Annotated in this window: 9 protein-coding genes; 5 read left to right on the forward strand and 4 right to left on the reverse strand. The window is 49.9% G+C overall.

Annotated elements, in window-relative coordinates; genetic code table 11:
• Window positions 1-44: 44 nt before the first annotated feature.
• From purF to metH, 4 genes are read right to left on the reverse strand one after another with little or no spacing between them, the layout of a single operon-like run.
• Window positions 45-1,532, reverse strand: coding sequence for an amidophosphoribosyltransferase (purF, locus tag CSR02_RS02455; protein ID WP_042787992.1), 1,488 nt, complete (start codon window positions 1,530-1,532; stop codon window positions 45-47).
• A 46-nt stretch (window positions 1,533-1,578) separates the two neighbouring features.
• Window positions 1,579-2,103 carry a CvpA family protein gene (locus CSR02_RS02460; protein WP_099540441.1) on the reverse strand — a complete coding sequence of 175 codons (525 nt, stop codon included), beginning with the start codon at window positions 2,101-2,103 and terminating at the stop codon, window positions 1,579-1,581.
• 52 nt (window positions 2,104-2,155) lie between these two features.
• Window positions 2,156-2,506, reverse strand: coding sequence for a phosphoribosyl-ATP pyrophosphatase (locus CSR02_RS02465; RefSeq protein WP_099540505.1), 351 nt, complete (start codon window positions 2,504-2,506; stop codon window positions 2,156-2,158).
• A gap of 21 nt (window positions 2,507-2,527) precedes the next feature.
• Complete coding sequence (metH, locus tag CSR02_RS02470; protein WP_099540442.1) at window positions 2,528-6,034, reverse strand: methionine synthase; 3,507 nt, start codon at window positions 6,032-6,034, stop codon at window positions 2,528-2,530.
• A gap of 89 nt (window positions 6,035-6,123) precedes the next feature.
• On the opposite strand from metH, the gene CSR02_RS02475 reads away from it, so the two are divergent.
• From CSR02_RS02475 to CSR02_RS02495, 5 genes are all read left to right on the forward strand, one after another.
• The gene (locus CSR02_RS02475; RefSeq protein WP_208616788.1) at window positions 6,124-6,528 is read left to right on the forward strand and encodes a hypothetical protein; all 405 of its coding nucleotides are present in this window, start codon (window positions 6,124-6,126) and stop codon (window positions 6,526-6,528) included.
• Between the two features lie 180 nt (window positions 6,529-6,708).
• A complete protein-coding gene (locus CSR02_RS02480) occupies window positions 6,709-8,961 on the forward strand; it encodes a peptidase domain-containing ABC transporter (RefSeq protein WP_095045889.1) in 2,253 nt (750 codons plus the stop codon).
• Window positions 8,962-8,965: 4 nt separating this feature from the next.
• Window positions 8,966-10,417: an HlyD family type I secretion periplasmic adaptor subunit gene (locus CSR02_RS02485; RefSeq protein ID WP_042787995.1), complete on the forward strand. Its 1,452-nt coding sequence runs from the start codon at window positions 8,966-8,968 to the stop codon at window positions 10,415-10,417.
• Window positions 10,418-10,462: 45 nt separating this feature from the next.
• On the forward strand, window positions 10,463-12,235 hold the full coding sequence (locus CSR02_RS02490; RefSeq protein WP_099540443.1) for a tetratricopeptide repeat protein: 1,773 nt from the start codon (window positions 10,463-10,465) through the stop codon (window positions 12,233-12,235).
• A gap of 67 nt (window positions 12,236-12,302) precedes the next feature.
• Window positions 12,303-15,383, forward strand: coding sequence for a glycosyltransferase (locus CSR02_RS02495; RefSeq protein WP_244176723.1), 3,081 nt, complete (start codon window positions 12,303-12,305; stop codon window positions 15,381-15,383).
• Window positions 15,384-15,396 lie beyond the last annotated feature (13 nt).

Below are 15,396 nucleotides of genomic sequence, written 5' to 3' on the forward strand. Positions count from 1 at the left end.
AGCGGCCTAATTGGCCGCTTTTTTATTGGGTGAGGATGTTGGCCTCAGGCAGTGCCGGGGCCAAACTCTGCATCATGATCAATCAAGGGAATGGGATATTCTCCCGTAAAGCAGGCATCGCAATAATGGGCATTGCTGGCTTGGCGGTCTTTGTAACCCATAGCGCGATACAGGCCATCTAGCGAGATAAAGGCGAGGCTATCTACGCCAATCAATTCTGCCATGGCTTTCAGATCATTCTGGGCGGCCAGCAATTTGCTGCGTTCTGGCGTATCAATGCCGTAAAAGCAGGAATGCCGCGTGGGAGGGGAAGAAATGCGCATATGCACTTCTGTTGCGCCTGCGGCCCGCACCATATCTACAATTTTGCGGGACGTTGTGCCACGCACGATGGAATCATCCACCAGAATAACGCGCTTGCCGCTCAGAATAGGGCGATTGGGGGAGTGTTTCATCTTCACGCCCAAATGCCGGATTTGATCTGTGGGTTCGATAAAGGTGCGGCCCACGTAATGGTTGCGGATAATGCCGAGCTCAAAAGGAATACCGCTGGCTTCGGCATAACCAATGGCAGAGGGCACGCCTGAATCTGGCACAGGCACAACCACATCGGCGTCTACATGACTTTCACGCGCCAGTTCGTGGCCAATCTGTTTACGCACTTCGTAAACCGGCAGACCTTCCAGCACAGAATCGGGGCGGGCGAAGTAGATGTATTCAAACACGCAAAAGCGTGGGTGTGTTTCACCAAACGGACGCAGGGAGCGGATACCGTTTTCATCAATTACAACCAGTTCGCCCGGCTCCACATCACGCACAAATTCTGCGCCGATAATGTCCAGACCACAGGTTTCAGACGCCAGAACCCAAGAAGGCTTTTTGTCATCTCCGGTAGGTAGCTTGCCCAGCACCAGCGGGCGCACACCCATGGGGTCACGCACGCCAATCAGCGCATCTTCAGAAAGTACTACCAATGAATACGCACCGGTGACGCGTTTGAGCGCATCAATCAGGCGGTCTTCCACTGTTGCGTAAAGAGATATGGCAATCAGATGGATAAAAACTTCCGAATCCGTAGTGGACTGGAACAGGCAGCCACGGCGGATCAGTTCGCTCCGCAGGGTATCTGCATTGGTCAGATTGCCGTTATGGGCCACGGCCAAGCCACCAAACGCAAATTCAGCAAACAATGGCTGCACGTTACGTAGGAGCGTGGCGCCCGTTGTAGCGTAGCGGTTATGGCCAATGGCACGCGTGCCTTTAAGCGTGGCCATAACGCGGGAATCTGCAAACACATCACTAACAAGGCCAAGGCCCCGGTGAGAGTGGAAGCGACGGTCTTGCGGGTCAAAACTTACAATACCGGCGGCTTCTTGCCCGCGGTGTTGAAGGGCGTGCAAACCCAGAGTGGTAAGGGGAGCGGCATCCTTGGCGTTCCAGATACCAAAGACAGCACATTCTTCATGTGGATGATCATCATCCAGTGTCAGTGGATCGGGCAAAGAAGCAGACGGCGTGGGATGGGCGAGCATAAGCGTGCAGGGCCTCCGCAGAAGGTCAGAAACTGGCCGTATGGGATCACAAGGTGGCGTCATGACCTGTAGAAGGATTCCGCGCAACCCCTTTTGCGCTTAAATCCGGTAGATATGGCTGGATATAGGATGCTCCAAGCCGGATGTAAGGGGTAAGCCGGCTATCTTCTGTCAGGGCGGCCATGTCCTGAGGTTGTAGTAGCCATTGTGCAGCCATGAAGAGCACAATTACTAAAAACATCCCGCGCACAATGCCAAATAGCAGGCCAAGAAGCCGATCCAGTGCATCCAGTGGCGTTGCTTTCACGATTCGGACAATGGCAGCAGAAAGCACATAGCCCACACACAGCACAACAAGCAGCACTAAAACAAAGGAAGCGATGTGTGCACCAGTCGGTGATGTCACAAAGCGCTGAACAAAGGGCAAAAAGGCGGCATGGAAGTGCAAGGCCAGAACAATGGCAATGCCCCAACTGACAAATCCAAGCGCATGCCGCGTAAACCCTCGCCATGCGCCATGCAGGGCTGAAAGACCAATAATCAGCAGGGAAAGAGCATCTATGGCAGCCATGAGGGAGGCTTTATGCCAACGAATGGGCTGGCTGTCATGCGCTTCTGTATTTTTAAGGCAGCTTGCTGGTGGTCACACGCCACGGACGCATGATTTTACCGTTCCGTTTTTTTCTGTGCGGCGGCTGGTTCAGCTTCATGAGTAATTCCGCTACTTCCAGCCTGCGTAGCAGTTCTGTCCACACTTCAGCCGGATCAACATCCTGGCTTTCCCACAGTTTGTGCAGGGTTTGCAGGAACAGGGCACTTTCATGCACAATATCCTGCTGCCGGTCATCTATAAACGCGGCAGTACAATTTGTGGCATGGAGCCCAACCTGCCGGCAGAGCCGCTTGAGAGCGGCGCTGGCTGGAGGAGAGGCAGGTGGGTGAGGCGTAACCATAAGGTGAATGATGCGCAGCATATTCACCCTTGGTCAATGATATTAGATTGTGAAGTATTTTGCGTGCTTGTTTAAAATAACAAGAGCAGAGGTGGACTGCTCCGGATGCAGCTGATCTCCATCTGTCAGCGACACACCAATGCGTTCAGCACCCAGCAAAGCCAGAATGGGGTGCTGGTCTTCCAACCGCGGGCAAGCCGGATACCCGAAGGAATAGCGAGACCCGCGATATCCCTGTTGCAGCAGTTTCTCCATATCTCGCGCATCTTCTCCAGCAAAGCCAAGTTCGGCCCGGATACGCTTGTGGGTGTATTCGGCCATGGCTTCGGCCATTTCAACAGAAAGACCGTGGAGGTACAGATAATCCTGATACCGGTTTTCCTCAAACCAATCACGGGCGATGTCAGAGGCTTTCTGGCCGACGGTGACAACCTGTAGGCCAATAACGTCACGCTCCGGGTCTGAAATGTCACGCACGAAGTCAGCAATACACTCACCATCCGCTTTTGGCTGGCGTGGAAGAGTAAAGCGGCAGACTTCAGTCGTGCCGTCTTCTTCAAACAGTACCAGATCATTGCCATCCCCGGCAGCTTTCCAGTAGCCGTAAATAGCTTGCGGTTTGAGAATGTTTTCTTTGGCTGTCAGATCCAGCATGCGGCGCAGGATTGGGCGCAGCTCTTGCCGGGCCCATACCAAGAAATCATCCAAGGAGCGGCCTTGTTTACGGAAGCCCCACTGGAACTGATAAAGCGCGCGTTCGTTCAGGAACGGCAGAACGGCTTCTGGCGTAGCTTCCAGAACGCGGGAACCCCAGAATGGCGGAACCATCGGCGGTTCATCTGCCGTCAGGCGTTCACGTCGTGCACGGGCTGCAGCAACATCAACCGGGCCAAAGCCACGTGTTTCTGCTGTTTCTGGCGTGCGTGCGTTGGTGCGGGTGGCTTTGCCTTCGCGCCGTTTCTGGATAGCGGCCAGATAGTCATCAAACTTTTTCTGGCTGATCTGGTCCATCAGGGTCAGGCCATCAAATGCATCACGCGCGTAGGCTACTCGGCCGGTGGGTGCATAGGCAGCCACGCAATCTTCTTCCACATAATTGCGGGTAAGAGCTGCGCCGCCCAGAAGAACGGGTGTTTCCAACCCGGCGCGGGAAATTTCTTCCAAATTTTCGCGCATGATGACGGTAGATTTCACCAGTAGGCCAGACATGCCAATGGCATCGGCCTTTTCCTTGCGTGCCGCGTCAATCATGTCCTGCACGGGCACTTTGATGCCCAGATTGACTACACGATACCCATTGTTGGTGAGGATGATATCCACAAGGTTTTTGCCGATATCGTGTACGTCCCCTTTAACCGTAGCCAGCACGATTGTGCCGCGCTGCTGGCCATCTATCCGCTCCATATGCGGTTCCAGATAGGCAACAGCGGCTTTCATGGTTTCGGCAGATTGCAGCACGAAAGGCAGTTGCATCTTGCCTGCACCAAACAGTTCGCCAACTACCTTCATGCCATCCAGCAGAACGGTATTGATGATGTCTAGCGGGGCCATGTTTTGCATAGCTTCGTCAAGGTCTGTTTCCAGTCCTTTACGGTCCCCGTCAACAATACGGTCTTTCAGGCGTTCTTCTGCTGTTTCTGCTCGTTTCCGCTGTACTGCATCTGCTGCCTTACGATCTGCAAACATGGCCAGAAGTGTTTGCAGGGGATCATAATCTTCTGTGCGACGGTCAAAAATCAGATCTTCTGCAACTTTCACCTCTTCAGGGGCAATCAGATGCAGGGGGCGGATTTTGGACACATGCACAATGGCGGCTGTCATGCCGGCTTTTACAGCGTGGTCCAGATAGACTGAGTTCAACACCGCGCGTGCGGCCGGATTAAGCCCGAACGAAATATTGGAAAGACCGAGCACGATCTGAATGTCCGGGAAGGCATCCCGAATCATTTTAATGCCCTCAAGCGTCCACTGCCCCAGTTTGCGGTCATCTTCCGCACCGGTGGCAATAGTGAAGGTGAGGGGGTCTATCATCAGGTCAGACTGAGGCAGACCGTATTTTTCGCAGGCAAACTCCACAAGGCGGCTGGCAATGCGCAGCTTGTCTTCCGGCTTGCGGGCCATGCCTTCTTCATCAATCGTCAGGGCAACAACAGCAGCACCAAACTTGCGGGCCAGTGTCATGCGGTCTGATGCCGGGCCTTCGCCATCTTCAAAGTTGATGGAGTTGATGATGGGTTTGCCACCGTGCAGCTTGAGTGCAGCCTCGATAACCGGTGTTTCGGTAGAATCGATCACGAGTGGTGCGTTTACGGATGAGGTGAAGCGTTTGATCACTTCATCCATTTCTGCGCGTTCATTGCGGCCAACAAAAGCTGTGCAGATATCCAGCGCGTTGGAGCCCTCGCGTATTTGCTCACGCCCGACGGTTACGCACCCATCCCAGTCATGTGCTTCCTGAAGTTCACGCCATTTTTTGGAGCCGTTGGCATTACAGCGTTCCCCAATGGAGAAATAGGCGTTTTCTTGTCGGAGGGAGACCTGAGAATAAAGGCTGGCGACAGATGGCACCCATACAGATGTGCGGGGCACAGGGGCCGGGCGCAGGCGACCTGTGCCTTCTGCACGGCGGCGTAGCATGGCATCCAGCGCTTCTGTATGAGGTGTGGAGGTGCCACAGCAGCCGCCAATCAGGTTCAGACCGTCTTCTGTAATAAAACGTTCAACCCACGTGGCCATTTCTGCTGGTGTGAGGGGGTAGTGGGTCTGGCCGTTTACCAATTCAGGCAAGCCAGCATTGGGTTGGACGGAAATCAGCCGCGGCCAGTTTTCAGAGAGCCATTTGACATGCTCTGCCATTTCCTGCGGCCCTGTTGCACAGTTCAGGCCCATGAGATCGACATCAAGGCTGTGAATAACAGTGGCGGCTGCGGCAATATCCGGCCCCACAAGCAAGGTGCCCGTGGTTTCTACAGTAACCTGCACAAAAATCGGGGTTGTGGTGCCTAGTTCTTTCCGTGCGATCTTTACGCCATTTACGGCTGCCTTGATCTGAAGGGTATCTTGGCAGGTTTCAATCAGAATAGCGTCTACACCGCCTTCAATCAGGCCGCGTGCTTGTTCCGCCAGAGCTGCTTCCAGGCTGTCATAATCAATATTGCCCAGAGAGGGCAGCTTTGTGCCGGGGCCCATGGAGCCCAGAACATAACGGGTGCGGCCATCGGCAAAGCTTTCTGCCGCTTCACGTGCCAGTATGGCGGAGTTCTTATTGATTTCTCGCGTTCTGTCTGTCAGACCAAATTCACCCAGCGTGATGGGGGAACCACCAAATGTGTTGGTTTCCACCATGTCTGCGCCGGCTTCAAAGTAACCGCGATGGATTTCACGGATAAGTTCCGGGCGTGAAAGTGTGAGGATTTCGGTGCAGTTTTCCTGTCCCCAGTAATCACGCTGTATATCCAGATCCAGCATTTGGATACGTGACCCCATGCCTCCATCACAAAGCAGAACCTGATCACGTAGGGCATCGAGAAGCGGCAGACGAGAAGACATGGCGACCATAAAATGTAAAAAGAAAGGGGAAAGTGCTTTCCCAACCCTGCAAAGCACAAGGTTCCACGTTATTCCAGAGAGCAGCCTTTATGTCCACTAGCCTTATGGAGCCGCGTGCACAGTGCGGAGATGGCCGGATTCTGTTGCATGTGTGTGCATCTGTGCCAGATAACAAATATAATAAGCAGGAAGTCGCACTTTTATTTGTTAATTTAAAGGAAACGAAAGAACAAACACAGCAATGGGCTCACGTCTGGTATTGGAAAGGAGTATTGTCGCCTCAGATAGGGCGGCATTCGGCCCAGTGTTTGTGCTGTACAGGGCAAGCTGGTTTGTCGGCTTTTTTACTTGCACGCGCCCAAGAAAGTGTTCTGGGGCGTTGCATGCCGTATCGTTCTGTGTGGATTATATGCAGCCCTAACCAAATAGAGATGGTAAGGAATCAATTGCGGAAAGAAGGATTTCTCAATTCTTTTTATCAATTTTCAGCCTAAAATTTTTCTATCTTTAGTTAGGTCTTGGGTTTCTTTGTATGTTTTGTGATGCGCTACATAGAAAAACTTGGAGAGTGTGTATTCTCCTGTCATAACGGCGCATGTGCCGGAGCAGAGATACATCTGCTATATTTGTGTGGTACTTTGTTTATTAAGTTGGGTTAACCAAAAGGGTTGTGCGTGGACCAGACTGATCATGTGCCGGAACAGGCCGGTTCTTCCTCAGATACAGGGCGTGGCCAGGACGCTTCTGTTTCTGCGCCAATTATCCGGTTGCGCGCTGTTATTGCAGCAGCCAAGTATCACGGTCTGGAGCTAGACACTCGTGATTTTGCTGCAGAACCAGGGGAGGATACGCCCTCTCCGGCAACTCTGGTGCGTTGGTTGGAAGATCAGGGGGCTGTTGCAAAAGCAGTACGCATAAAGTGGCGTTATCTGGTAAAGATGACGCAATCGCCGCCAGTTGTTTTGATGTTTCGTGATGGTTCGGCAGCCCTGATGGTAAATACAACACCAGATCGTGGTGTTGTATGGTTGCAAGACCCACTTAAAACTGCAGCTGCGCCGGTAGCAGTGGATGAATTGCGCCTGTCACAGATATGGACAGGCGATATCCTGCTTATCAAACGGCGCAAAGGGGAATCAGAGGCCGATGCTCCCATTTCTCTGGGGTGGCTGGCAAAGATGGTGTTGCGTGAAAAGCGCTCCTTACGAGATATAGGCCTCGCTTCTATCACGCTAAGTATCTTGCAGATTTTTCCGCCCCTCATTGTGATGCAAGTTATTGATAAAGTTGTAAGTTATCATTCCATGTCGACACTTGTGTCGATTTCTGGGTTGTTGTTCATATTTTCGATTTATGAAGTTTTGATCAGCTACGCACGGCGTGATCTCTCTTTAGTGCTCACAACGCGTATTGATTCCCGTATTTCTCTTCATCTGTTCAGCCGTCTTTTAGCGTTGCCGTTAGAATATTTTGAACGGCAACAGACCGGGAATGTTCTCGGTCGTGTCATGTCAATTTATAAAGTACGAGATTTTCTGACTGGTCGACTGATGTCGACTTTTCTCGATCTTTTTACGTTGGTTGTCATACTGCCGTTTCTGTTCATTATCAGTTCAACATTGGCATGGATGACTGTTGCTTGTGCGGGCCTTATTGGTTTGATCGTTGTGGTGGCTATGGCTCCTCTAAGCAGAGTTATGGTGCGCCAGATGGAGGCCGAACGGGACCGGAGTGCAGTTCTTTATGAAAGTGTTGCTGGTATCCGCACGCTGAAAACACTTGCTTTGGAGCCTATTCGTAAGCAGGTGTGGGATGATGCAACTGCACGGGTCATTCGCTGGAAATTGGCCATGGGGCGCATGTCAAACTGGCCGCAGACACTTGTTATGCCACTTGATTTGTTTATTAGCCGTGGTGTTATTCTGGTAGGTGCATATCTGGCTCTTACCAGTCCTTCCACAGTTGGAGTGGGTGCCTTGGTTGCGTTCATGATGCTGGGTGGACGTGTTGCCACTCCCTTGGTTGGACTGGCAAGGCTTCTGGATGATTTCAACGAAGTCATGAGTTCGTTGGCTGAGGCCGCATCTGTTTTAAACCAGCCAACAGAAACAAAAGCACTCACAATGGGAATGCGTCCTCCTATCAAGGGTGCGCTTTTGTTTGAGGATGTAAATTTTTCGTATCCGGGTTCTACCCGTCTGGCTTTGAAGGATGTGAATTTTTCGGTGCCAGCGGGTACTATGCTTGGGCTGGTTGGTCGAAGTGGGTCAGGCAAGTCCACCATTACGCGTCTGCTACAAGGGGTTAGTCGGTCTTATACCGGCTACCTTAAGTTGGATGGTGTTGATCTGCGTGAAATTAATCTTACCCATTTACGACGTTCTTTTGGGGTAGTGCTGCAAGATAACTTCCTGTTCCGCGGCACCATTTACGATAATATTACGGCAGGCCGTCCCGGGTTTACGATGGATGACGTCGTGCATGCTGCCAGAATGGCTGGTGCGGAAGAGTTTATTGAGCGGATGCCAGCTGGCTACGATACGTTTATTGAAGAGGGCTGCACCAATATATCAGGTGGTCAGCGTCAGCGCCTTGCTATTGCCCGTGCAGTAATTACTGATCCGAAATTGATGATTCTGGATGAAGCAACGTCAGCTTTGGATCCGGAAAGTGAGGCATTGGTAAACGCCAATCTGGAACGGATTGGCAAGGGGCGTACCATGGTGATTGTGTCTCACAGGCTCTCCTCTCTTGTGAATTGTGATCAAATTTGTGTGATGAATCAGGGGGCTGTGGTTGATATTGCACCGCATGACGTTCTTCTGGAGCGCTGCGATATATACCGGACACTTTGGATGCAACAGAACCGGCATACATCATCACGTGCCCAATCTGAAGACTCATCCTTGATCGCGGAAGGAGAATAATCTCATGAGCGACCAGGATACCCACATTGTGCCGCAAGGCCCATCGGATAAAAATCAGCAGCAAGAAATTATGCCTGCTTCAGATGATTTTCTGAAGCAGGCTGATGATCCCTATGCACAAGGCGATATGCCTACGGCGTTGCTGGAGTTTCATTCTCCAACTGCAGCGTTGGTCAATATGCCTCCTACGCCAAGTGCACAATATCTGGTGTGGATCATTGGCGGGCTGGTACTGTTTTCCATGATAGGAATAACAGTGTTTCCTCTTGATCGGGTTGTTTCTACTGCAGGTCGATTGGTTTCCAGTGAGCCTTCTTTGGTGGTGCAACCTTTAGATACATCCATCATACGTTCGATTGATGTGCATGAAGGGGACTTTGTTCATAAAGGTGATATTCTTGCTCATCTGGATCCTACGCAAGCAGGTGCTGATACTGAAAATCTGAAAACGCAGATGGATCAATATCAGGCTGAAGTGGACCGTCTTCAGGCTGAAGCAAGCGGGAAAGATTACAAGCCAGATCTGAATGATGTTGCCGCATTGCCGCAGGGCGAAGCCTATATGCGTCGCATGGCTGAATTTAATGCCAAGGTTGAAAATTACGATAAACAGATTGCCAGTTTGCAAAGTGATCTGCAGGGATATGTTGCAAATGCTGCAATGTTTGCTGCACGTGCAAAAGTGGCGGCAGATGTACATAAAATGCGGATGCAACTGCAAAAAGACCAAGTGGGCAGCCGACTTTCCACTTTGGGTGCGCAGAATGATTTGATGGAAGTTGAACGTTCACAGATTTCTGCACAGCAACAGGCTTCTTCTACACGGAACAAGCTTGCTGCATCCATATCTGAAAAAGAAGGTTATGTGCAGACCTGGAAAGCCGAAGTTTATAGAGACCTTATAACAGCGCAGCATAAACTTGCTGAAGCAAAAGGTGAGTATCAGAAAGCTGTCTTACATAGCAGCATGATTACACTTAAAGCGGATGAAGATGCTGTTGTGCTAAATATTGCCAAAGTTTCCATTGGTTCTGTTGTGACCCCGGCTGAAAAAATTATGACTCTTGTTCCTGTTGGGAAAGGGTTGGAAATTGAGGCTGTTATGTCAGGTCAGGATGTGGGCTTTGTAGAGCTGGGCAATAAGGCATTGGTGAAATTTGCAACGTTTCCTTTCCAGCAATATGGTGGTGCAGATGCAACAGTGAAAACCATTAGTGCAGATGCTTTTACGCCTGACTCGAATTCTGATGAAATGACGCCAGACAATACGTCCAAGGCTTTTTATCGTGTTCGTTTGAAGGTTGATAAATATACATTACATGGGGTGCCTAACTTCTTTCATCCGCAGCCTGGTATGCCGGTTACAGCAGATATTCGCGTTGGCAAGCGTACTATCATGCAATATATGCTGAATAGACTTGTGCCGGTGGTGACAAATGGAATGCGTGAACCCTGATAGAAAAAGGGCAAAATCATATTCTGAAAGCAAAGGGTTAAAGCTTTGGTCTGGAAACCATTTCAGAAATTTTTTGGCAAGTCAGGTAAAGATGCTGAAACCCGGCTTGTAGAGGCCAAAGCGCTTTTGAAAGATAAGCCTGCTGATGCATTTGCTCAGTTGGCTGTTCTTGCACGGGAAAATGATCCTGAAGCACAGTTTCTGGTTGGGCAGTGTTATCTCAGCGCACAAGGGGCTCCACCAGACTTGGTGGAGGGCGCGCGCTGGATGCGCCGGGCTGCCAATAATGGTTGGACGCAGGCCTCTTTTATTTTAGCAACATTGTATTTGTATGGCTTGCCACCAGAGGTGGAAGAGCAGACATCTCTATCAATTTTCAATACATCAGAAGAACAGACAAAGCGGGAGCCGTCTTTTGTCAAAGCGGCAGAATGGGCCGAGCGCGCAGCAAATGCTGGGTACGTAGATGCACAAGCTTTGTATGGATATATTTTAACAGCAGGCCCAGAAGAAATCCGTGACCCCGAACAGGCTCTGATCTGGTATCAGAAAGCTGCTGATAAAGGGTGTGTACAAGGATATTTGGGCCTTGGCCTTGCGGCACTTGCCAAAGCAAAAACGCAGGAAGATTATAGTATTGCCGCAGATCAGCTTAAAAAGGCTGCTAAGGGCGGAATGGGTACGGCTTTGTACCTTATGGGAGTTATGGCGGAACGTGGATTGGGTGTTCCGCAAAATATTCAGCAATCCACAAAGTATTTTGCAGAAGCAGCAGAAAAAAAAGTCCGGGGTGCGCAAGCAAAATATGGCTTGGCGTTGCTATCTGGCAAAGGGGTTGCCCGTGATACAATTCGGGGGGAAACCTGGTTAAGGCGTGCAGCTTTGGCAGGGGATGCAGAAGCTGCCGCTATTTTGGGAGATATGCATGGCCGTGGGGGAGAGTTACCCCCTAATTATGCTGAGGCAATTTCCTGGTATCGTTTTGCTTCAAATCATGGGCATGCGGCTTCTAGTCGTACTCTGGGTAATATTTATCTGCGTGGCATTGGTGTGCCAAAAGATCCAGCGGCAGCGGCGCAATGGTTTAAGATTGCGGCAGAGCAGGGAGATAAGGAAGCAACAGCTGAATTGGGGAATCTGGCTCTGGCAGGTGTTATTCCAACGGCTGATGCAACAGAAGTGACAGAGAGTTATCTTAAAGCTGCAACACAAAATGATTTTCTTGCTGCGTTTAATGTGGGGGTTGCTCTTGCGCGTGGCATAGGCATTCAGAAAAATGAAGAAGAAGCCCTTAAATGGATTCGAAAAGCCGCAGATAACGTCGTAAATGCACAGTATTGGTATGGCCGTATGCTGTTGCAGGGGCGTGGCGTTGCGCGAAATCCAGAAGAAGGGCGGGAATGGATAAAAAAGGCTGCGGAATCTGGAATGGTAGAAGCCCAGCTTGCATATGGGCATTTACTGATTACCGGAACGGGTGGCGAAAAAGATCATTCTCAGGCACTGCAATGGTATGAAAAGGCTGCAGCAGCAGGCAATGTGGATGCCATGTTCTCTATTGGGGCCATGTATGGGGGCGGACACGATATTCCTGAAGATCTGGTGCTGGCGCGGTCATGGTTCCAACAGGCGGCAAACAATGAACATGGTTTGGCGCAACTTCTGATAGGGCGTTATCTGGCAAACGGTATTGGTGGAGACAAGGATCTGCCTGCTGCCCGCCATTGGTATCGTGAAGCTGAAAAGAAGAATATTGCACAGGCAAGTATTGAACTTGCCAAAATTAAGCCTGAAAATACTGTGCCAGCATCTTCGTAAGAAAACATCCGAAATTATAAAGATGTTTTCAATATCTGATAGTATGTTCAAAAGTAGGTAAATATTCATGCTCCACCTGAAACAGTCTGAGAGTCAGCAGGCAGGGTTTGTGGTGGAGGTAGATCGAAAAGCGCTTGAACACTATGCAAGTGCAGCGGCGCAGGCCTCCTTTCAGCAGGGAAATGCAGCTTGGGAGGAGGGGGCGTATAGTCTGGCGTGGAATTGGCTGGAAAGAGCAAACAGACAGGCGCGTGATAATCCACATGTCATGTTTGCATTGGTTCTGGCGCGTGAGGCGGTTGGGCAAACAGAGCAGGCGCTGGAACTTTTAGACAAGCTTTTAGAAAAATTTGATTTTCGTGAAGGCTGGAGTCTTCTGGCAACGTTAAAACAGACCCATGGAGCCGGATATCAGGCTTTGCATGCCATTCGGCATTTGCTTGCATATTATGCATGCACTCCAGATGTGGAAAAATTGGCACAGGTTATTACCCGTTTGAACGGTGTTACGCATTGGTGGGGCGTGCGCAGTAATGGGCAAATTATAGGTGCGGGATTACCAAAAACAGCATTGCAGTTGGTTGTTGATGGCAAGGTGCGTAAAGCCACACGTAAAAAGGAGAAATGGTTTTGTCCATCCGGTTGGCAGCAAGCGCACACGCTATGCATCATAACTGATCAAGGGAATATTTTTCCCAATGGTGGATTATATCCCCAACAGATTGTTCAGTGTGAAGGGATAGTGGATGTTGGGGAAAAAGGTCTGACAGGATGGGTATGGTTGCCGCGTGATTCAGACACTGTACCTGTTCTGGAGATTTTGGATGCACAAACCAACAAGAAAATTTTAACGTTCCACGCAGAAAGTTTTTGTGATTCTGTTAGTTCAGAAAAGCCATTAGCAAGATATAGAGTTCTGAATATTCCATTTACTGCTCTGCCTGATGGTCCGGTAAGAATAGTTGGGCCAGATGGAAAAGATCTTGCGGGAAGTCCAATAAACCCAACCATGATGCGTTGTGCCGCTAGTGAGATTGCTCACTATGTGGCAGCCCAGACCAAAGAAGAAGCATCCGCCTATAAGCATGTGGTTCTGCCAGAATTGATACCTATTCCAGTGACAGCGGAAAGGAATACGATACCTAAAGTTTCCGGAGGGCAAGCAGAAACTGTTGTTATTATCCCAGTTTTTAAAAATACCCCATGCACTCTTGCCTGTTTGAAGAGCGTGCGCGCGAGTTTGAAAGGCACGTCTGTGCCTCAGGTCTGGGTGGTGAATGATGCTTCCCCAGAACCGGATCTGGTGTCTTCAGTCATTGCGTTTTGTAAACAGGCAGGCTTTCGATATTTGGAAAGAGCACATAATGGTGGCTTTCCGTGTGCCGTAAATGAAGCTTTGCGTCATATAGATACGCATGATGTTGTGTTGCTGAACAGTGATACGCTGGTGCCAGCAGGTTGGTTGGCCGCGTTGCGAAAACTTGCCTATCACGCGGCCGATACAGGAACAGTGACTCCGTTTTCCAATGATGCCAGTATTTTTTCTTACCCGGATAAAAAAGGTACAAATCCTTTACCGGATCAGGAGGAAACAGAGCAGTTCATGCAACTGGCACAGGCGGCCAATGCAGGGCGCACTGTGGAGGTTCCGACGGCTCATGGATTTTGCATGTATATCCGGCACGACTGTTTACAACAAACAGGCTTGCTGCGTGAGGACCTGTTTGCACAGGGGTATGGGGAAGAAAACGATTTCTGTATGCGTGCCCGTGCCTTGGGGTGGAAGCATATGGCTGCCACAGGTGTGTTTGTTGCACATGTTGGGAGCAGTTCGTTTGGGGAAAGTGGTAGTCCCTTAATGCAGCGGAACCAAAAGGTTCTGGAACAATTGCACCCCGGATATCATGAACTTATTGCACGTTGGATTGCGACAGACCCTTTGTTCCCGGAGCGTCGGCGTTTTGATCTTGTACGGTTTAGAAATGATCGTGCAGAAGATGTTTCGGATCAAGCGGTATTATTGGTAACACACGCCGTAGGCGGTGGTGTGGAAAAAGTTGTGCAAGAACGCGTTGCTTTCTGGTGCCATCAGAAAGTGCGTCCACTGATTTTGCGCCCATCTGAACAAGGATACGTTCTGGAAGATGGGGGAAGCCAGCAAAAGTATCCTTCATTATGTTTTGCATTTGGTAAAGATATGCCGTTGTTACGGCGGCTATTGCATGCAGAAGGTGTGGAACGGATTGAAATTCATCAGGTTGCAGGTCATGACCAAGAGGTTATGCGTCTGCCTGCACATTTAAAATGTAAGTATGAAGTATTTGTGCATGATTATATTTGGTTCTGCCCACGCATTTCCCTGATGGGGTTGGAAAAACGTTATTGTGGTGAACCTGATGTGGCCGTGTGCAATGTGTGTGTGGCGATGTTGGGGAGGCGTGTTGATGATACTTCCAGCATTGTAGACTATCGCAAGACTGCACATGTTTTTTTACAAAAGGCTGATCAAGTTTTTGTGCCATCGCATGATGCTGCCCGCAGAATGCGTAAATATTTTCCGGATATTTCCTTTTCTGTTCACGAGCTTGAAAAAGACAGCCTTTTAAAAAAGCAATTTCATATTCCAAAACCCATAGATCGGAACAAAGCTCTGGCAAGCGCGTTTTTTGCACAAGGGCTTAAACGTGTTGAGCCACGTGTGCGGGTATGTGTGGTGGGCGGCATAGGCCCGGAAAAAGGTTACGACATTTTGCTGGAAGCTGGTGTGGATGCCGCTTTACGCAATTTGCCTTTGGAATTTGTAGTGGTGGGGCATACGTCTGATGATGCAGCATTGTTAAAAACAGGGCGTATTTTTGTAACGGGTGAGTTCCGTAAAGAAGAAGTTGTTTCTTTAATTCATGCAGTTGATGCAGATATTGCCTTCCTTCCATCTGTATGGCCCGAAACGTGGTGTTTTGCCTTGGGAGATATCTGGAAAGCCGGATTGCACGTTGTGGCGTTTGATTTGGGAGCGCCAGCCGAGCGTATTCGTGCCACCGGGTTAGGGGAGGTTTTGGCGTTGGATATTTCTATACAAGAGCTGAATAAAAAATTACTGGTAAAAGGCAAGGAGATGGAGAGAAAAAGAAGGCTTTCATCTCCCTAACTCTTTCTTTACG

Source organism: Acetobacter pomorum, from assembly GCF_002738225.1.
GTDB classification, from domain to species: domain Bacteria; phylum Pseudomonadota; class Alphaproteobacteria; order Acetobacterales; family Acetobacteraceae; genus Acetobacter; species Acetobacter pomorum.